General features: G+C 61.4%; 18 protein-coding genes. 5 read left to right on the top strand and 13 right to left on the bottom strand.

The features are described from left to right. Positions 1–26 precede the first annotated feature (26 nt). Positions 27–1,046: a D-xylose ABC transporter substrate-binding protein gene (gene xylF / locus ACR0EF_RS00225; RefSeq protein ID WP_093965002.1), complete on the bottom strand. Its 1,020-nt coding sequence runs from the start codon at positions 1,044–1,046 to the stop codon at positions 27–29. A gap of 151 nt (positions 1,047–1,197) precedes the next feature. Between xylF and ACR0EF_RS00220 the strand changes: the two genes are divergently transcribed. Together ACR0EF_RS00220 and ACR0EF_RS00215 are read left to right on the top strand one after the other, a co-directional pair. Beyond that, positions 1,198–2,415, top strand: coding sequence for an ROK family transcriptional regulator (locus ACR0EF_RS00220; RefSeq protein ID WP_170340190.1), 1,218 nt, complete (start codon positions 1,198–1,200; stop codon positions 2,413–2,415). Next, positions 2,405–3,916: a CRTAC1 family protein gene (locus ACR0EF_RS00215; RefSeq protein ID WP_170371895.1), complete on the top strand. Its 1,512-nt coding sequence runs from the start codon at positions 2,405–2,407 to the stop codon at positions 3,914–3,916. The genes ACR0EF_RS00220 and ACR0EF_RS00215 overlap by 11 nt, the downstream gene beginning before the upstream one ends. Here the strand turns inward: ACR0EF_RS00215 and ACR0EF_RS00210 are convergent, their stop codons facing one another. The 4 genes from ACR0EF_RS00210 to ACR0EF_RS00195 all read right to left on the bottom strand — a co-directional run bounded on the left by ACR0EF_RS00210 (position 3,917) and on the right by ACR0EF_RS00195 (position 9,588). Further along, a complete protein-coding gene (locus tag ACR0EF_RS00210; RefSeq protein ID WP_170369910.1) occupies positions 3,917–5,218 on the bottom strand; it encodes a cytochrome-c peroxidase in 1,302 nt (433 codons plus the stop codon). It lies immediately after the preceding gene. Then, a complete protein-coding gene (locus tag ACR0EF_RS00205) occupies positions 5,215–6,171 on the bottom strand; it encodes an aldose epimerase family protein (RefSeq protein ID WP_170371897.1) in 957 nt (318 codons plus the stop codon). Before ACR0EF_RS00205 ends, ACR0EF_RS00210 begins: the two co-directional genes overlap by 4 nt. Then, complete coding sequence (xylB, locus tag ACR0EF_RS00200; protein WP_170371899.1) at positions 6,168–7,622, bottom strand: xylulokinase; 1,455 nt, start codon at positions 7,620–7,622, stop codon at positions 6,168–6,170. The genes ACR0EF_RS00205 and xylB overlap by 4 nt, the downstream gene beginning before the upstream one ends. Positions 7,623–8,094: 472 nt before the next feature. Further along, positions 8,095–9,588 (bottom strand): BCCT family transporter, encoded by a 1,494-nt coding sequence (locus ACR0EF_RS00195; protein WP_170365139.1) that lies wholly within the window; start codon positions 9,586–9,588, stop codon positions 8,095–8,097. 173 nt (positions 9,589–9,761) lie between these two features. On the opposite strand from ACR0EF_RS00195, the gene ACR0EF_RS00190 reads away from it, so the two are divergent. From ACR0EF_RS00190 to ACR0EF_RS00180, 3 genes are all read left to right on the top strand, one after another. After that, a complete protein-coding gene (locus tag ACR0EF_RS00190; protein ID WP_170340177.1) occupies positions 9,762–10,844 on the top strand; it encodes an AI-2E family transporter in 1,083 nt (360 codons plus the stop codon). A 72-nt stretch (positions 10,845–10,916) separates the two neighbouring features. Further along, positions 10,917–11,192, top strand: coding sequence for a hypothetical protein (locus tag ACR0EF_RS00185; protein WP_170339561.1), 276 nt, complete (start codon positions 10,917–10,919; stop codon positions 11,190–11,192). A gap of 11 nt (positions 11,193–11,203) precedes the next feature. Next, a complete protein-coding gene (locus tag ACR0EF_RS00180; protein WP_170340174.1) occupies positions 11,204–11,674 on the top strand; it encodes a phage holin family protein in 471 nt (156 codons plus the stop codon). 15 nt (positions 11,675–11,689) lie between these two features. Here ACR0EF_RS00180 and ACR0EF_RS00175 read toward each other — a convergent pair whose 3' ends face one another. Genes ACR0EF_RS00175 through napF form a run of 8 tightly spaced genes read right to left on the bottom strand, consistent with a single transcriptional unit; the run spans position 11,690 to position 18,187 of the window. Beyond that, positions 11,690–11,947 (bottom strand): hypothetical protein, encoded by a 258-nt coding sequence (locus ACR0EF_RS00175; protein WP_170340171.1) that lies wholly within the window; start codon positions 11,945–11,947, stop codon positions 11,690–11,692. A 12-nt stretch (positions 11,948–11,959) separates the two neighbouring features. Next, positions 11,960–12,655: a NapC/NirT family cytochrome c gene (locus ACR0EF_RS00170; protein WP_093964455.1), complete on the bottom strand. Its 696-nt coding sequence runs from the start codon at positions 12,653–12,655 to the stop codon at positions 11,960–11,962. A gap of 30 nt (positions 12,656–12,685) precedes the next feature. After that, positions 12,686–13,123: a nitrate reductase cytochrome c-type subunit gene (locus tag ACR0EF_RS00165; protein WP_170339556.1), complete on the bottom strand. Its 438-nt coding sequence runs from the start codon at positions 13,121–13,123 to the stop codon at positions 12,686–12,688. A 12-nt stretch (positions 13,124–13,135) separates the two neighbouring features. Next, a complete protein-coding gene (napH, locus tag ACR0EF_RS00160) occupies positions 13,136–14,053 on the bottom strand; it encodes a quinol dehydrogenase ferredoxin subunit NapH (protein ID WP_170371901.1) in 918 nt (305 codons plus the stop codon). Then, positions 14,050–14,868: a ferredoxin-type protein NapG gene (gene napG / locus ACR0EF_RS00155; RefSeq protein WP_170340167.1), complete on the bottom strand. Its 819-nt coding sequence runs from the start codon at positions 14,866–14,868 to the stop codon at positions 14,050–14,052. The genes napH and napG overlap by 4 nt, the downstream gene beginning before the upstream one ends. Positions 14,869–14,895: 27 nt before the next feature. After that, the gene (gene napA, locus ACR0EF_RS00150; protein ID WP_170369926.1) at positions 14,896–17,388 is read right to left on the bottom strand and encodes a nitrate reductase catalytic subunit NapA; all 2,493 of its coding nucleotides are present in this window, start codon (positions 17,386–17,388) and stop codon (positions 14,896–14,898) included. Further along, positions 17,385–17,678: a chaperone NapD gene (locus tag ACR0EF_RS00145; RefSeq protein ID WP_170369928.1), complete on the bottom strand. Its 294-nt coding sequence runs from the start codon at positions 17,676–17,678 to the stop codon at positions 17,385–17,387. Before ACR0EF_RS00145 ends, napA begins: the two co-directional genes overlap by 4 nt. Next, positions 17,675–18,187, bottom strand: coding sequence for a ferredoxin-type protein NapF (gene napF, locus ACR0EF_RS00140; RefSeq protein WP_170370459.1), 513 nt, complete (start codon positions 18,185–18,187; stop codon positions 17,675–17,677). The genes ACR0EF_RS00145 and napF overlap by 4 nt, the downstream gene beginning before the upstream one ends. Positions 18,188–18,376 lie beyond the last annotated feature (189 nt).

Here is an 18,376-nt window from a genome sequence, read left to right as displayed (position 1 = left end):
CCCATGCAGGCCGGGGACTTTGGAGTTTAGTTGCAGGGTGCGGGGCCGTTCTCGACGCCCTGGCACAGATCTTCCAGCGCGATCCATCCGGCATCCACAACAACCGACAGATTGTCCTTGGTGATCGGAACCGGAGCCAGGAAGACAGAATTCATCGTCGTTCCGCCCGGCGAGGTCCAGCTGACCACTCCGTCGATTTCCGACGGGTCGGTGCCACTGCTGAGTGCGACGGCAATCTCGCCGGCTGCCTTGCCCAGCTCGCGTGCGTCCTTCCAGACGGAAACGGTCTGCGTACCCAAGGCCACGCGGTTCAGCGCGGCGTGATCGCCATCCTGACCCGACACTGGGATACCTTCCATGCCCTGCGCAGTCAGCGCCGCGACAACACCACCTGCGGTCCCGTCATTCGACGCGACAACCGCATCGACCTTGTTTTCATTGGCGGTCAGGATCTGTTCCATGTTCCGCTGCGCATTCGCGGGCAACCAGCCATCAGTATAGGCTTCACCGACGATCACGATGTCACCGCTGTCCAGCGCCGCCTGAAGGATTTCCTGCTGACCACCGCGCAGGAAGTCCGCGTTCGGATCCGTAGGCGAACCCTTGATCATGACGTAGTTGCCCTTGGGCATCGCCTCGTACACGGCGCGCGCCTGCATGCGTCCCACTTCGACATTGTCGAAGGTCAGGTAGAACGCGCGATCGTCCTCGATCAGGCGGTCGTAGGCGATGACGGGAATGCCCTCATCCGCGGCGGCCTGTACGGCCGGACCGATGGCCTGCGCGTCCTGCGCCAGAATGATCAGAGCGTCCACACCCTGTGCGATCAAGCTTTCGATGTCGGACAGCTGCTTGGCCGAGGACGACTGGGCGTCCGCCGAGATATATTCGGCCCCACCGGCCTCAAGCGCAGACTTGATTGCCGCTTCGTCCGTCTTCCAGCGCTCTTCCTGAAAGTTGGACCAGCTTACACCGACGACCGGCTCGGCAAAGACAGCCGAGCCAACCATGGCAACAGCAGCTGAAAAGCTGAGAATTCGTTTCATGATTTCCTCCCGTTGATGGGGCCATCGCGTCATGATTCGCGGCCCTCGTATTTCTGCGTATCATATTTATTTCAGCGGGTAAAATATTTACTCTGTTCGTGGACCTCAAATCCCAATAGATTGAGGCCAACAGAAGATTCGCGGAGACAAGATGCTGAAAAGCAAGGCTTCTCAAAACTCGCTGGACCAACGGAATGCCACGCGCCTGCGGGTGTTGGAGCATATCCGGACCAAGGGATCGATTTCGCGGATCGACATCGCATCGGCCCTGCAGACCAGCCCGGCGACCGTCACCGCTGCAACCGCTGACCTGATTTCCGCCGGCCTGGTCCGAGAGACCGAAGGCGAGGCGCATTCCAAATCTGCCAAACGCGGGCGGCCGCGGGTTCTTCTGCAACTGGACGGGCCCTCCTATCTTGTGGCAGGCCTCAAGGTCGCGCGCCAGGTCATCTCGGTCATCCTGGTCGATTTCGAAGGCAACGAAGTCACCTCGCACATGTACGCCTTGCAAGATGCCAGAATGTCTCCGCGCGATTTCGTCCGCACTGTGCGCCTTGCGCTTGAGGAGACCTGCGCAAAGATCGACCGTACGATCGACGGGCTTTCAGGTGTTTCCATAGGCATCGCCGGTTTGGTCGATGCCGAGAGGAATTTCGTGCATTGGTCATCTTCGATCACCGAGCGCAATGTGAACTTCGCCGCGTTTCTGGACGAAGGCCTGCCGTGCCCGGCCTTCATCGAAAACGATGCGAACCTGGTGGCCAAGGCCGAACAGCTGTTCGGGCTGGGCAAGGGCCTGTCGAACTTTCTTGTCGTCACGATCGAGCACGGTGTCGGACTGGGCATCGTTCTGGACGGCAAGCTGTTCCGGGGCAACCACGGCTGCGGGGCCGAATTCGGGCACGCCAAGGTCCAGTTGGACGGGGCGCTGTGCCAATGCGGGCAACGGGGATGCCTCGAGGCCTATGTCGGCGACTATGCTTTGATCCGAGAAATGACGGTCGCCGGGCAAAGCAGCGCGCTGGAAACCGTTTCCGACATTCACGACCGTGCGCACGCCGGAGACCAACGGGCGATTTCCGTTCTGGCCCGCGCCGGCCAGATGTTCGGCTTGGGCCTGTCCAACCTCATCAATCTGTTTGCCCCCGATTGCATCATTCTGTCCGGAGCACAGGTCAGCTTTGAGCACCTGTGTTCGGACGACGTGATGGCACGCATTCGAAACGGAGTGGTGAATGTCGACACCGCCCTACCCGAGATCAAGGTGCATCATTGGGGCGACCTCATGTGGGCCAAGGGCGCGGCGGCCTACGGGATCGAGCAAGTGTCCATCCTAAAGGTGCAGGAGATCGCAGCCCATGCGAGCTGAACTCGCCTTGGTGGCGGCCCTCGCCACGACCGCCAGTGCCGATCCTGCCATTCCCCGGTATCAACCGATCGACATTCCCTCTCATGTCTACGACGGCGGTTGGGAGCATTTCGTGGGTGGCGGCGTCGCGGTTTTCGACTGCAGCGGGGACGGCTTGCCGGAACTCTTCCTTGCTGGTGGGGCGAACCCATCGCAGCTGTTCCGAAATACCTCTCAGACGCAAATCTCCTTTCAGGCAAGCACGCCAGAGCCGCTGTCCCTGACAGGTGTGACCGGCGCCTACCCGATGGACATCGACGGCGATACCATCCTGGACCTTGTGGTTCTGCGCGTTGGGCCGGACCTGTTGCTCAAAGGTGGGCCCGATTGCCAGTTCAGCCCATTCGCGGGGCTTGGGTTTGAGCCCGATGACCACTGGACCACGGCCTTCTCGGCCACGTGGGAACCCGGGCGGACACTGCCCACTCTCGCCTTCGGAACCTATGTGGACCGCGACAATCCGAATGGCCCATTCGAGGCCTGCGGCCCCACTCTGCTGTACCGCCCCCTTGGCGAAACCTATGGCCCGCCCGTTCGGCTGGAACCCGGATACTGTGCGCTGTCGGCTTTGTTCTCGGATTGGGGCCGGACCGGACGCGCGGATCTGCGGATCAGCAACGATCGGCACTACTATGTCCGAGACGGACAGGAACAGATGTGGGCGATGGAAGATACTCCGCGTCTGTATGATCAGGCCGACGGTTGGCTGCCCTATTCGATCTGGGGCATGGGCATCGCGTCGCGCGATCTGACGGGGGATGGCTATCCCGATGTCTACCTGACCTCGATGGGAGATCAGAAGTTCCAGGTTTTCGACCCCGAAGCCGGCGGTCCCACATGGCGTGATGCGACCTATGACAAGGGTACGACCGCACACCGGCCGCACATCGGCGCGGACGGGCGACCATCGACCGGTTGGCACGCGCAATTCGCGGATGTGAACAACGATGGGCGTGACGACATTTTCGTCGCGAAGGGCAATGTCGAGCAGATGCCGAATGCGGCTCAGGACGACCCCAACAGCATGTTACTGCAGATGGAATCCGGTCAGTTTTTCGAATCTGCGGCTGGGGCCGGTGTGGCATCGATGGCAAAATCTCGCGGCGCCGCGCTGCATGATCTAAACAATGACGGCTGGCTGGACCTTGTTGTGGTCAATCGCGGATCACCCGCCGAAATCTATCAGAACCAGCCCGCAACAGGGAACTGGATCGTGGTGGATCTGGGCCAGCACGACGTCAATTCGCAGGCCATCGGTGCCTTTGTCGAAGTCCGGACCGCTGCCGGAATTCAGACCCGCGAGATCACGATCGGCGGAGGCCATGCCAGCGGGATGGCAGGGCCGCATCATTTCGGTCTGGGCGACGCCAGGACCGTGGACATTCGTGTCGTCTGGCCCGGCGCAGACCGCTCGGACTGGGAGACATACGACACCAACCGGATCATCCGACTGCAGCGCTGATCACTTGTCGACTGGCAGCCCACTGGGCACCCGCTGTGGTACACCCAGCCGTTCGGCAGGATCCTCCAGCGCGGCCAGAAAACTCAGGATGTCGTCAATCTCTGCGTCTGACAGGGCAATCGGTTGCAGTTCGTTGGCCGCGGCGATGGCATCGACCAAGGCCTGATCCTGTAGCGGCCGTTGATTATCGGCTCCGGGAAAGACAGGCAGCTCTGCCATTTCGATCGAGTAGCGCCGCAGCGCGCCTTCGGGGTCAAGGTGGTGCCTAACCACGTCCTCGAGCCGAGCATAGGCACCATCGTGACCATAGGGCGCAGTCAGCGTCACATTGCGCAGCGACGGTGTCCGGAACGCAAACGCATCTTCGGCTGCACCGGTTACGCGCAGTCGACCATCATCCCGGACGTGGTTTTCAAAACGAGCAGCCTTTCCCGGACCAATCTGCGGCATCGCGATCGCATGAAACCCGTGGTCAGTCTGAAACCACCCCGAATGGCACGATCCGCAACCGGCCTTGCCGTAAAACAGCTGCATGCCGCGCGCCGCGTCGGGCGGCAGAGGTTCCTCTCCGCGCATCGCGCGATCAAAGGGGCTGTTGTCGGCACGCCATTCAAAGGCGATGAAATCGGCAATCGCGTTGGCGATGGCTACGAACGAGACCTCCTTTTCGGGGGTCACGTCGCGAAACATCCGTTGATATTCCGGAACCGCAGCCACCCGCCCGGCGATCAGATCCCATGCACCACCCTGTTGCGTTAGAAGCCCCAGTCGCACCGCCTTGCTGATCGGGTTTTCCGAGTAGTGTCCGGCCATCTCATCCGGCGACAGAACAGGGAACATGGCCTGAGCCGCCAGTGCCGAGCGGAACCCCGGCCGCATATGCTGCCCCAACGGTGTTCTGATGCCGAAAGGTTGCTCAGGATCATCCTCGAGCCTGCCGTCGTGAAAAAACGTCGTGAACTCGGTCGCGCCAAGGTTCCAGAGGGCCGGGGAATTGCGCGGGATGCGCTGTTCGGGCCGGTTGTCAGACCCAAGCCCGCGGGCGCTGCCCAGCCCAATCCCGCCTTCTCCGATGCCCAGCGACATCCCGTCCGAGGTCCCGAACCTTGGGTGGTGGCATGTGGCGCAACTGATATTTTCGTTTCCCGACAAGATCGGGTCGTAGAACAGCATTTGGCCCAGTTCCACGATCGCAAGGTCGGGCTCGATGAACTCGGGAGCCGGGCCCAGGTTCTGGGCCGCTGTCCCGGAGGCAAAGCTGGCAAGAACAGCCAAGGCCGAAAATGAACGGATCACACTCATGCCCCTGCCTCGGATATCTCAAGCATCAGCGTCTGGTGATACGGTTTTTCGGGCGTACATATGATCGATGGAAACGCGGGGACGTTCGGCGCATTCGGATAGCCCGATGGTTCGATACAGAGCCCGGCATGCGGTGCAAATGGCGCAGACAAATGGGCGGCAGAGTAGACCTGCGCCCCGGGCTGATCTGAATGGACCGTCATCGTCAATCCCGACGGCGCCGCAAGGGTGGCAACCGGTTGGGCCACCATGCCGCCGGTGCCGAACAGGAAGAAGTGATCGAGGTCCGTGGCGGCCTGTCCGATCGGTTCGGGGGCCGCGAAATCCAGCCCGACCGATGCAGAGTCGACGATCCCGCCAGACGGTATCCCCTGATCGTTCAGTTCCAAGTGACGATCTGACGCCAACTGCAATCGGTGCTCCGAGATGCCTCGAGCCGACCCCAACGTGTAATAGTTGTGTTGCGCAATGCTGATCGGGGCCGGCCTGTCCGGCCAGGCCGAGATCGAATATGTCAGGCAAGGGAAATCCAACCGGACCCTGACCTCGAAGCGCACAGCCCCCGGAAATCCGCCCGCGCCGTGGGGCGAGACATGGACCAGCACCGCCTCGCACGGCGAAAGCTGCTCGACCCGCCAGAACTGGCGCGAGAGCCCTTCTGGCCCCCCATGCAGCGTATTCGACCCTTCGTTCGCAATCAGCGCATGATGGGTGCCGTCCAGATCGAACCCTGCGCCGCCGATCCGGTTGGCGACCCGCCCGACGAGCGCGCCGAGATAGAACGGATCGTTCAGGTATTCGGTCGAGTCGTCATAGCCAAGGATCAGCGGTTGGCCCTTGTACCACCACCCTTGCGTGATCGCCCCATAGCCCAACAACGACACCCGCATGTCCCCGTCTTGCAGGGCGACAACCGGGATATCAGTGCAATCAATGCGACTTTTGTTCATCATCCAGCCAATGGCGCCAACGCCTTGTAGTACGCTCTGTATCGTCTGTAGGCGCTGTCATATGCTTCGGTCAAATCACTCTGCGGTTCGATGATGGCGTCGATCTCTGGCGGGGTCATGACCTGTTCGGGTGTTACGTCTCCGGCTGCGCACATGGCCAGCCGCGCGGCACCAGTCGCAGCCCCGAACGCGCTCCCCTTGGGCAGGGCCAGCGGCACATCCAGCGTGGTGGCGATGGTCTGAAGCCAATAGCGGGACCGCGCACCGCCACCTACTGCAATCAACTGCGCCGGTTCGGTGCCTGTGCTCCTCAGGGCCTCAAGGCAATCGCGCATTGCGAAACCGACACCCTCCATCACTGCCTGCACCAGATCCGTCGGCTCCGAAGCGATGTCTAGGCCCAGAAAAGCTCCTCGGATGGTGCTGTCATTATGCGGCGTCCGCTCGCCGGACAGGTAGGGCAGAAAGGTCAACGACGACGGCCCGTTTGGCTGGTCGGGCAGCGCCCCGGCCAGCGCCTCGACCGGTTGGCCCAGATTGCGTGACAGCCAGTTCAGGCTGTTGGTCGCCGACAGGATGACGCCCATCTGAATCCATCGCCGAGGCACCGCGTGGCAAAAGCAATGAACCGCCGTCTCGGGTGCCGGTGCATAGCTGTTCCGAGCCATCAGCAGCACACCCGAGGTGCCAAGAGACAGAAACCCGGACCCCTCGTCGATGCTGCCGATACCGCAAGCGGCCGCGGCGTTGTCGCCAGCACTGCCAGCGACCACAACCGGGCCGGACAGCCCCCATTCCCGAAGCAGTTCATCCCGCAGTTCGCCACCATGGTCAGTGCCCTCGACCAGTCGCGGCATCTGATCGGGCCTCATGTGACCCAACTCCAGCGCCCTGTCCGACCAGTCTCGCGCGCCGACATCCAGCCAGGACGTTCCCGCGCTGTCGGACATGTCACTGACATATTCCCCGGTCAGCCAGAACCGCAGATAATCCTTCGGCAACAACACCATGGCCGTACGGGCGAACAGGTCGGGTTCATGGGCACGGACCCATTCCAGCTTGGGCGCGGTGAACCCGGGGAACACGATATTGCCCGTGATCTCGCGCATCCCGGGGGTCTGGTCCAACTCTTTGGCCTCTAGCGCCGATCTGGTGTCATTCCACAGAATGCACGGCCGCAGGACGGTGCCGTCCCGATCCAACAGCGTTGCGCCGTGCATGTGGCCACTCAGTCCGATCGCCCGCAGTTGCGCCAGTGCATCGCCGTTCGTCTCACGCAGCCGGCCCATGACGGTTACACAGGCGTCGATCCAGTCTTGCGGGGCTTGTTCGGACCAGCCCGGTTGTGGGTTCGACGTGGCGATCTCAGCCTCAGCCTCGGCCAGAACTTGCCCGGCCTCGTCCACAAGAATTCCCCTGAGACCCGAGGTCCCCAGATCCAAACCCAGATACACGAGACGCGCCCTCACCCACATTATTTTAGTTGGTAAAATTATTAGCCGAGATCAGAAAATGTCAACACCGGAATCCGGCGCGCAAATTCATACGACACAAATAGGGCGGAATGCCCGGTCCTCACCCAACCTCTTTGATCGGCAGCGGATCAAAAAGCTCTCCGCCAATACGCTGTTTGGGCGCTCAAGACTTAGTTCGCTGTGGGTTGCCAACTCTTGCGCATGCCGCCCTATATCTCCGAGATCAAGGCGGTTGTCTCGTTGATGACGCCATCTGCATGGGGCGTGGCTGGAATTCAACCTGCAGGGAAGACGCGGCGTTCTCTGGGTTACGCCCATCAGGTTTGACGGATGGTGACATCCCCTTTCCCGGCGAACGGGCCTCAGGGGTCCGGGCGCAGGCACAGCCAGATCAGAAAACCCAGGTACAGAAAGACGGTGACGTTCAGAACGGTATCCAGAAACTCACCTGTCATGGCCCTTCCTCCCGCGCCAGCACCCGGAACAGACAGACCACCAGAACCGGAACTATGAAAACAAAGGCGATCGCCGAAATTGCGATCACAGATCGCACCAGCCCGATATCCCCGACAAAGACCATGGCAAGCCCCAACGCACCCAGAATTGCCCCCCACACCGTTCGGATCCGGGGAGACGGGTTTTCATCACCACCGGTTCCGATCATCGCGAGGGTAAATCCGGCGCTGACGACGCTGGTGACCACAAACAGAAACGCCGCGACGATGGTCGCAGTCTGCGTCAGTCCGGACAGTGGAAACCGCTGAAGCAACGCGAATGTGGTCGCGTCAAGATTCTGCTGATTGACCACGGACAAGGAACCTTGCTGCCGCAGCGCGTCAAAAAACCCAAGCCCGCCAAACACGCCAAACCAAAGGATCGAGAACAAGGTTGGCGCGACGATCACACCCAAAAGAAACGCCCGGATCGTTCGGCCCCGGGAAATCCGGGCGATGAAGATACCGACGAACGGCGACCAGGCCAGCCACCAGATCATGTAGTTCAGAGTCCAATCCTGGAACCAGTTGACGAGGTCGTCACCAAAGAACTCGGCCGTGGCAAACCCTGCGGGCAGAACGTGGAACACGTATCTTCCGAAGCCGCTCACGATACCGTTCATCAGGTATGAGGTGGGGCCAAGGATCAACAGATAGATCATCATTGCCACGGCAATCAGCATCGCAGCATTGGATAGCTTCGCCATGCCGTCCCCCAGATCCCGGCGCAGAGGAATGACAAATGCCACACACATGGCGACAAAGACCGGAAGCGTCAGAGCCGCCGAATCTGCCACGCCAAGCAATCCGGCCAGCCCGGTCTGCACCTGAAACACCCCCATGGCCAGCGAACCAGCCAACCCCACGGCAATGGCAACGATTGACAGAAGGTCAAAGCCCCAGCCCATCGCCCGAACCCACGGGGCCGACCCCAGAGCGTCGTTCAACGGCGCGCTCAGCAGCAGAGTGCCCCCACGGCGGAAGGCGAAATAGGCAATGATCAGACCGACCACCCCGTAGATTGCCCAGGCATGAAAGCCCCAGTTCAGGTAGGTTACGAACAGAGCGTTTCCGGCGGCCCTCGGATCTGGTTCGTATTTTCTGAGCTCTTCGAAATGAGTCAGCGGCTCGGCCGCACCATAAAACAGCAGCCCAACCCCCATCCCGGCCGCAAACAGCATGGCGATCCATGCGGGAGTCGAAAACTCGGGATCGGCACCATCCGGCCCCAACCGGATGCGCCCAAAGCGCGAAAAGGCCAGAAACAGCGCAACGAACAACAGGCCGCTGGCCTCGAGCATGATGAACCAGCCCCGGCTTTCGAACTGCGTCGCAACAGCGGCAGACGCCAACCGGCCCAGCCCCGCCGGGTCGACAAGACCCCAAATCGCAATGCCTGCGCTGATCGCAAGCGCGATGACAAGCAGCGAATTGGTCGATGTGCGGCGCATGGGCTTTGGTCCTTGGATTTGATCCAAGGCCGAGCGTAGAGACCCGTTTGCAACCTGTCCAGAAATCAACTCTTTCGAGAATTTTGTTTGAGAACAGCCGAATATCTGTGCCTAATGGCGGAACCGACCAACGGTGGCGGGCCGCAATGGTGCTGAGCCCGCAGGAGACGTGCATGGCAACTCAACCCAAGGCCGACAACCAGCGCGTGGGCAAGCCTGGGCTGACCTTCTGGTATCAGCTGGTTGTTCTGCTGTTTCTGACCATCGCGTCATTGGTGCTGGCGTCCTCGGTTCTGATACCGCTTTCCTTCGCCATACTGTTGTTTGTGCTGCTTACTGCAACATCTGACCGGATCCACCGGATCGTCATTCTGGGCCATTCCGTACCGAAATGGATGGCGCATCTTGGGGCCTTGTGCCTGATCCTGTTTGGATTGCTGATCATCCTGTCGATCCTGTCCAGCCAGGCCGGTCTGGTGTCCGAGGCTTTCCCGAAATACGAAGAGCGCCTGTCCGGTATCCTGGCAAAACTTGTCGCCCTCGTCGGCAACGAGAACTATGCCGCGGCCCAGAAGGCGCTGAGCCAGATCAACCTGTCGGGTTTTGCCGGCAGCATCATCGGATCCGCTGGCGCCTTCCTCAGCGCCTTCTTCCTTGTGCTGCTCTACGTGCCGTTCATGCTGGTTGAACGCCTGCCGATGCAGACCAAGATTGACCTCGCGATCTCGGATCCAAGGCTTGCCAACAAAGTTCGCAACGTGCTGCACAGCACGTCCGCCAGCATCCAGCGCTATGTCGGGATCAAGACTTTCGTCAGCGCGCTAACCGGGTTCGGCAGCTTTCTTGTCATGTGGGCGGTTGGGTTGGATTTCGCCGAGACCTGGGCGGTTCTGGCCTTTCTGTTGAATTTCATCCCCACGGTCGGCTCGATCATCGGTGTCGCCCTGCCCTCTCTGGTCGCTCTTGTCCAGTTCGAGGAACTAAGCCCGTTCCTGATGGTGCTGTTGGGATGCGGGGCCGTGCAATTCTCGGTCGGAAATATTCTTGAGCCGACCTTGCTGGGCAAAAGTCTGAACTTGTCCCCTCTCATGGTCATACTGGCCCTGACATTCTGGACCGCGATCTGGGGCATTCCCGGTGCGCTGATGAGCGTGCCGATCACTGTCTGCATCATGATCATTCTGACCCACATTCCGGCCACGCGCCCCATCGCCATACTGATGTCGGGCGATGGCCGTGTGGGTCCCAAAGACTGATCTCGATGCCGCCAAACCGGATTATCGGCCCATCGCCCGCGCGACTGGCCGCTTCACGAAAGGACAACGCCAATGGTTACCAAAGCGGAACTTGAACAGCAGGTCGCTGAGTTGAAGCGGCAGCTTGAGGAGCAGGCCGAGGACAAAAAATCGGGCGCGCGCAAGGCGGGCGAAAAGGTGAAAGAGGCCGTCCAGGACATTCCCGATAAGTTGTCGGCCGAGTTCGAAGACTGGTCCGGTGAGATCGAGACCGCGCTGGCCGAGTTGGATGCCATGCCACACAAGAAAGCCATCCTGTTCGCCCTGGGCGTTTTTGCTCTGGGCTACGTGATCGGTCGGTCCAGGTAGGAGACAGTCAGATGAGCCGCATTTCCCGAAACATTTCCATCATCCTGCGCACCGAACGGCTGATCGCTCAGCGGAACATGACCGTCTTGGCCAAACGCGCAGGCTTTTTCGCCGCAGCCGGATTGGCGGGCGGGTTGGCCATCATCATGCTGAATGTCGCGGGCTATCTTGCTCTGGCGTCAGTGATGTCCAAGCCGTTGGCTGCACTGGTCATCGCCCTGATCAACCTGATCGTGGCGCTGATACTCGCGGCTATCGCCAACTCGGTCAGCGCCGAGGCCGACACTGCGCCAGTAGCAGAACTGCGCGACATGGCGATCGGCGATATCGAGGCCGAGGTTCAGGACATGATGTCAGAGGCTCGCGAGACGGTCCGCGACCTTAGAACCGTCTCACGCGACCCTCTGGGAACGCTTGCCCCCGGGGTGGTGACCATGATCGCAAGCGCCGTTCTGAAACACCTGAAGAACCGCAAAGAGTAAGCGGCGACTGTCGCCCTAGACGGTCGCCCCTTTCTGGCGGATCAGACAGCCAATGCTGCTGGCGCACACACCGACCAGCACGCCGATGATCAGCTCCATGGGCTCGACCTTGGCAAAGGCCCAATGGGCGAAAGCCAGGGTTTCCAGTATGCCGATCACCGCGCCCATGGTCGCGGCCAACCACAGTTGGCGGGTCATCATGCCCACCGCAAGGCCCAGAATGCCGGGCAGGCTCAGGATGTTGCCGCCGATTGTTCCAAGAATCTCAAGCATGTCGTGCCACTCCTAGTCGGATGTGCTGTTCAGGAATGATCGGATCTCGGCCGCGCCGGTACTCTGCGCAATTTCGGTGCCGGTCACCGGATCCAGCGAGGCGACCACTTTCTGATACTCCTCCAGATAGCCCGGCGGCAGGCTGTGCGCGATGCCCTGGTGGCAGTCGATGCAGGTCATGTTCTCGTCGATCGCACGCTGGTGTTCGTTGGCGGCGCGCGTCTCCTGAATGGTGAAGTCCATGTATTCGAAATTGTGACAGTTGCGGCATTCGCGGCTGTCCGAGGCCTTCATCTTTTTCCACACGGCCGAGGCCATCTGCAGGCGGTGATCCTCGTATTTCTCGGGCGTGCTGATGGTGCCGACCAGCTCGTGATAGACGTCTTTCACCGCCATGATCTTGGCTTCGATCTTGAAGCTCCATTCCTTGGGCACGTGGCAATCGGAACAGATGGCCCGTACGCCCGAGTGGTTGTTGTAGTGGATCGTCTCCCGGTATTCGCCAAGGTTGGTTTCCATCGTGTGGCACGAGACGCAGAATTCTTCGGTATTCGTCATCTCAAGGGTCCAGTGGAACCCACCCCAGAACAGGATGCCGGCAAGAAAGCCCGCCAGAACCAGAAAGCCTGCGCTGAACGCGGCGGCCGGAGTCCAGATCCACGCCCAGATGCGGCCGATCAAGCCGCGCTTTTCAGGAGAGTCTGCCATATTCGGTGCTCCTTTCAGTCCAAAGCTGGATCAGTTTCCGGCCGAGGGCTGGAACAGGTTGTCGACCAGGGCCGGCGCATCCGCCTGCGGCACATGGCACTGGTTGCAGAAATACCGGGTGCCCGCGATCTGATCGAGCTCGTTGCCTTCGCGATCCAGATAGTGGGTCATCGACAGGGTCGGCGCGTTGCGCTCACCGGCCTTGGTCCAGTCGTGGCAGGACAGGCACTGATTGGTGCGGATGTCGATCTGGTACTGGTCGATCTTGTGCGGGATCAGCGGCGGCTGCTGGCGATAGTTGCGCTGCATGCGCCCTTCGATGTTGCGGTGCACATCATCTAGGATGGCCGGATCATCGATATCCACGCCTCGCAACGTGGTCACGGACGCGGATTGCGCAAAGGCAAGCCCGGTCACAAGAAGAACAGGGATCAGGGCTATTGCGCCTGTCGCTATTGATTTTTTCATCTTGGCACTCCCTTAAGCAGGTCTGGCGGCGCGCGGTTCTGGCGCGGCGGCTGGATCGGGTGGCGCGACGACGGCGTCATCGAACCGGTGGGTAAGCTTGAAGACATCGACCGAGCACACGTCGATGCAGCGGCCGCATGTTGTGCAGCCGGGCGACAGGATCAGCGGGCTGGATCCCGGCTTGCCCTTCAGTGCGGGCGAGATCACCTGGTTTTCCGGGCAGACCGCATAGCAATCCATGCAGTCGTCACAGGCGGCGCGGTTGGTGGCGCTGACCCGCAGCAGGCTTTTGGTGCCGATCAGGCCATAGAAGGCCCCGACCGGGCAGATATGGCCACACCAGCCATGCCGGGCCACGAACAGGTCAAAGACAAAGATCGCCACGACCATCGCCCAAACAAAACCCATACCAAAGACCAGCCCGCGGTGCAGCATGGTGATGGGGTTCACCAGTTCCCATGCAATCACGCCGGTCAGGGCGGACACGATCAAAACGGTCGCCAATATCCACAATCGGGTGCTGCGTTTGGGCTGCCAGCCTTTGGGCAGGTCCAGCCGGCGGTGCAGCCAATGCGCGGCATCCGTGACCGGGTTGATCGGGCACACCCACGAGCAATAGACCCGCCCTCCGATCAGCGCATAGGCCACCAGAACGATCAGCCCGCCGATCAGCGCGGTCATTTCCGGCCAGTGGCCGGCCACCAGCCCCTGCAGCAGGATGAACGGATCGGTCAGCGGCAGCACGTCCAGCGTCAACGATCCGGCCAGCGTGCCCTTGACGATCCAGATGCCGAACCACGGTCCCAACAGGAACAGCGCCAGAAAGAACACCTGAGTGAACCGCCGCAGCAGCAGGAACCGATGGGCGCCGACCCATCCCTTGACCTCGCGGGCCTCGTGCCCGACGGGCATATGTGTCCGCGCCGTCATTGGCCTGCCCCCGGAAGGTTGTAGCCCGGTTCGTACCCGCCCGGCGCGGCAAGGTTGTCCGCGCCCGGTCCGGGCAGGCGATCGGGCAGGTCGATGATGCCTTCGACCAGCGGCCCGCCCTTTTCGGCCTTTTCTTCCCATCCCTTGCGGTAATGCTCGGCCGAACTGCCGCGCGCCAGCCGTGCGGGCAAAACCTTGATCGCCGCCTCGGGCAGAACGCAGCTTTTCTCGCAGACGCCACAGCCGGTGCAGCGGTCGGCATGAACCGTCGGCGCAAAGATCGCGTGGTGGCCGGACCGGTCGTTGTGCGACAGTTCCAGCGTGATCGCCTCGTCGATCACGGGGCACACGCGATAGCACACGTCGCAGCGCAGCCCCAGGAAGTTCAGGCAGTTCTCCTGATCGACCAGAACCGCAACACCCATCTTGGCGCCGTCGATATCCTGCAACCCCTTGTCCAGCGCCCCAGTCGGGCAGGCCGCAACACAGGGGATGTCTTCGCACATCTCGCAGGGCACGTCGCGGGCGATGAAATACGGCGTACCGGTCGCCACCGCATCGACGCCCAACTCGGCCAGCTTCAGCGTGTCATAGGGGCAACCGCGGACGCACAGCCCGCAGCGGATGCAGGCCCCCAGAAAGCCATCTTCGGGCAATGCCCCCGGCGGTCGCAAGGCCTCGGCCGGCAGGGCGCGGGCGTCGCGGGCCAGATAGGCCAGCACCGACCCGGCGACCAGACAGCCACCCGCCGCGCGCGCCGAGTCCTGCAGGAACCGGCGCCGTTGCGGCGAAAGAGGTTTGCCGACCAGAGACATTACACGCGACCTTTGCGATCCCTGCCCTTACGCCCGCTCGACCTTGCAGGCGCATTTCTTGAAGTCCGTCTCTTTCGACAGCGGACAGGTCGCATCCAGCGTCAGCTTGTTGGTCAGTTGGCCCTCGTCGAACCACGGCATGAACACGAGGCCACGCGGCACCTTGTTGCGGCCACGGGTCTCGACACGGCTGATCACCTCGCCGCGGCGGGTGGACAGCACGATCTCCTGCCCGCGGCGCACGCCGCGTTCCTTGGCGTCCTCGGGGTGCATGAACACCACGGCGGCGGGGAAGGCGCGGTGCAGCTCGGGCACGCGGCGGGTCATCGACCCGGAATGCCAGTGCTCCAGCACCCGGCCGGTGCACAGCCAAAGATCGAACTCTTCGTCCGGCTCCTCTGCTGCCGGTTCGTAGGGCGCGAAGATGATCTTGGCCTTTCCGTCCTTGTGGCCATAGAATTTGACGCCAGCACCCTCAGGCACATAGGAATCGTAGCCCTCGCGGAAGCGATAGAGCGTCTCTTTCCCGTCCACGACCGGCCAGCGCAAACCGCGGGCCTGGTGATAGGTTTCGAACGGTGCCAGATCGTGCCCGTGGCCGCGGCCAAAGCTGGCATATTCCTCGAACAGGCCCTTTTGGACGTAGAAGCCGAAATGCTCGGATTCGTCGTTGTGGAACCCTTCGGCGGTTTCCGACAGCGGATACTGGTCGATCTTGCCGTTGGCATACAGTACGTCGAACAGGGTCTTGCCACGATGCTCGGGCATCTTGGCCAGCAACTCTTCGTCCCAAACCTCCTCGACGGTGAAGCGTTTCGAGAACTCCATCAGCTGCCACAGGTCCGACTTGGCCTCGCCCGGGGCCTTGACCTGCTGACGCCAGAACTGGGTGCGGCGTTCGGCGTTGCCATAAGCCCCTTCTTTCTCGACCCACATGGCGGTCGGCAGGATCAGGTCGGCCGCAACGGCAGTCACCGTTGGGTACGGATCCGATACGACGATGAAGTTTTCGGGGTTGCGATAGCCGGGATAGCCTTCTTCGTTGATATTGGGGGCGGCCTGCATGTTGTTGTTGCACTGCACCCAATAGACGTTCAGGTCACCATCCTTCAGCTTGCGGTTCTGCAGAACCGCGTGGAAGCCCGGCTTGGGCGGAATGGTGCCTTCGGGAATGTTCCACTTGGTCTCGGTGATCTTGCGGTGTTCATCATTGGTCACCACCATGTCGGCGGGCAGGCGGTGGGCAAAAGTCCCAACCTCGCGCGCGGTGCCACAGGCCGAAGGCTGACCGGTCAGCGAGAACGGTGAGTTGCCGGGCTCGGAGATTTTGCCCACCAGCAAGTGCACGTTGTACATCAACGAGTTCACCCAGGACCCGCGGGTGTGCTGGTTGAAGCCCATGGTCCACAGGCTCATGACCTTGCGGTTCGGGTCGGCATATTCCTTGGCCAGCTGCTCAAGCTGGTTCGCCGGTACGCCCGACAGTTCAGAGACGTATTCCAGCGTGTAGTCGGCGACCGAGGCGGCGTATTCCTCGAACGAGATCGGCTCCAGCTTGCCCGAGTCCGGGTTCGCCGCGGCCTGTTGCAGCGGGTTGGTCTCGCGCAGGCCGTAACCGATGTCGGTAGCGGTCTTGGTGATGTTGACGTGGTTCTTGACGAACTCCTCGTTCACCGCGCCGGTCTGGATGATGTGGTTCGCGATGTAGTTCAGGATGGCCAGATCGGTCTGCGGCTTGAAGATGATGCCGTTGTCGGCCAGTTCGAACGAGCGGTGTTCGAAGGTCGACAGCACATGCACCTGCGCGCCCGGCTTGGTCAGGCGCGTATCGGTCAAGCGCGACCACAGGATCGGGTGCATCTCGGCCATGTTCGAGCCCCACAGCACGAAGGTGTCGGCATGCTCGAGGTCGTCATAGCAGCCCATCGGCTCATCAATGCCGAAGGTCCGCATGAAGCCCACCACGGCCGAGGCCATGCAGTGCCGCGCGTTCGGGTCGATGTTGTTCGTGCGGAACCCGGCCTTCATCAACTTGGCCGCGGCATAACCCTCCCACACGGTCCACTGTCCCGAGCCGAACATGCCCACGCTGGTCGGGCCTTTCTTGGCCAGCGCCTCTTTCCACTTCTCGGCCATCACGTCGAAGGCTTCGTCCCAGCTGACGGGCTCAAAGTCACCGTTCTTGTCATAGACGCCGTTCGATTTGCGCAACAGCGGGGTGGTCAGACGGTCCTTGCCGTACATGATCTTCGAAAGGAAGTAGCCCTTGATGCAGTTCAGCCCCCGGTTCACCGGAGCGTCCGGGTCGCCTTGCGTTGCAACCACGCGGCCTTCCTTGGTGCCGACCAGAACCGAGCAGCCCGTGCCGCAGAACCGGCAAGGTGCCTTGTCCCACCGGATGTCGGCATTGGCGACTTGGGCGGCAGCTTGGCCCGTCGCCAACGGGATACCGGCCGCGGACGCGGTCGCGGCGGCGGCGGTTGCTTTCAGAAACGTACGGCGAGATTCGGAAATGGTCATGACAAGAGCCTCCGGCTGGAATCTTGGCTGGGAGTTTCAGGACGCGGACGGGTCTCCGCGAGATCTTCGAAATGGTGATAGGTCAGGGTCAGCGAGACGACCCCGGGGATCTGATGCAGGTCCATGATGATCTCGGACGCCAGCCGTGTCGGCGTGTCCTCGACAACGACAACGAACCGGCTGTCGTCGGATTCGGCATGGACTTCGACCCCGTCGAACGCAGTCATCGCCGACCGTGCCGCCGAGGTCTGGTCCGGCGCGACATGCACGAGGCATCCACAGATATTCATTCACGCACCTCCACTGTGGCGGGTTGGTATCTCTCAAGGGAAACGGCACCGGTCGGGCATGCGGCCGAGCAGGCCCCGCAACCGACACATGATGCCAGTTCCAGGTTCACTTCGGCGCGGCCTCCGGTTTTCAGGCGGAATCGGATGGCCCCTTCATCGCAGCTGTCCTGGCACACCCGGCAACTGACACCATTTGCCGAAAGGCAGGTGTCGGACACTTTCGCGCGCCAAGGCCACTCGGCGAACCTGTCCAGGCTCAATGCGTCGGTCTTGCACGCATCGGCACAGTCTCCGCAAAAGGTGCATCCACTCTGCTGCGGCTGAAACACCGGCAAGCCTGCGTCGTCCATCGCCAAAACACTCTCGAGGCAAACCGCGACACAGTCGCCGCATCGATTGCAGAGATCGTGGAAGTTTTCGCGCGCCGCTCCTGGCGGCCGCTTCACGCTTTCGTCTTCGCGAGGCAGGCGTCCTGTCAGGAACGCGCGCCTGCTGGCTACTGCGGACATGTGCCGCCCACCTGTTCTAGAAACATTTGTGGTACTCCGTTCATGCTGCGTGGATAGCGGATACGAGTCAACTCTGACTTGATCTTGATCAGATTTGCTCATGGATTGAGCAAACGAATCCTTCCTGAAACACCACCCTGGAAAGGTGCGGCACAAAGCCGTTGCGAAACACCGGAAACGGCGGATTGC

Source organism: Ruegeria sp. CG8, assembly GCF_056537165.1.
Note: the sequence above shows the minus strand (reverse complement) of the source record. Positions and strands in the feature narration are given on the sequence as shown.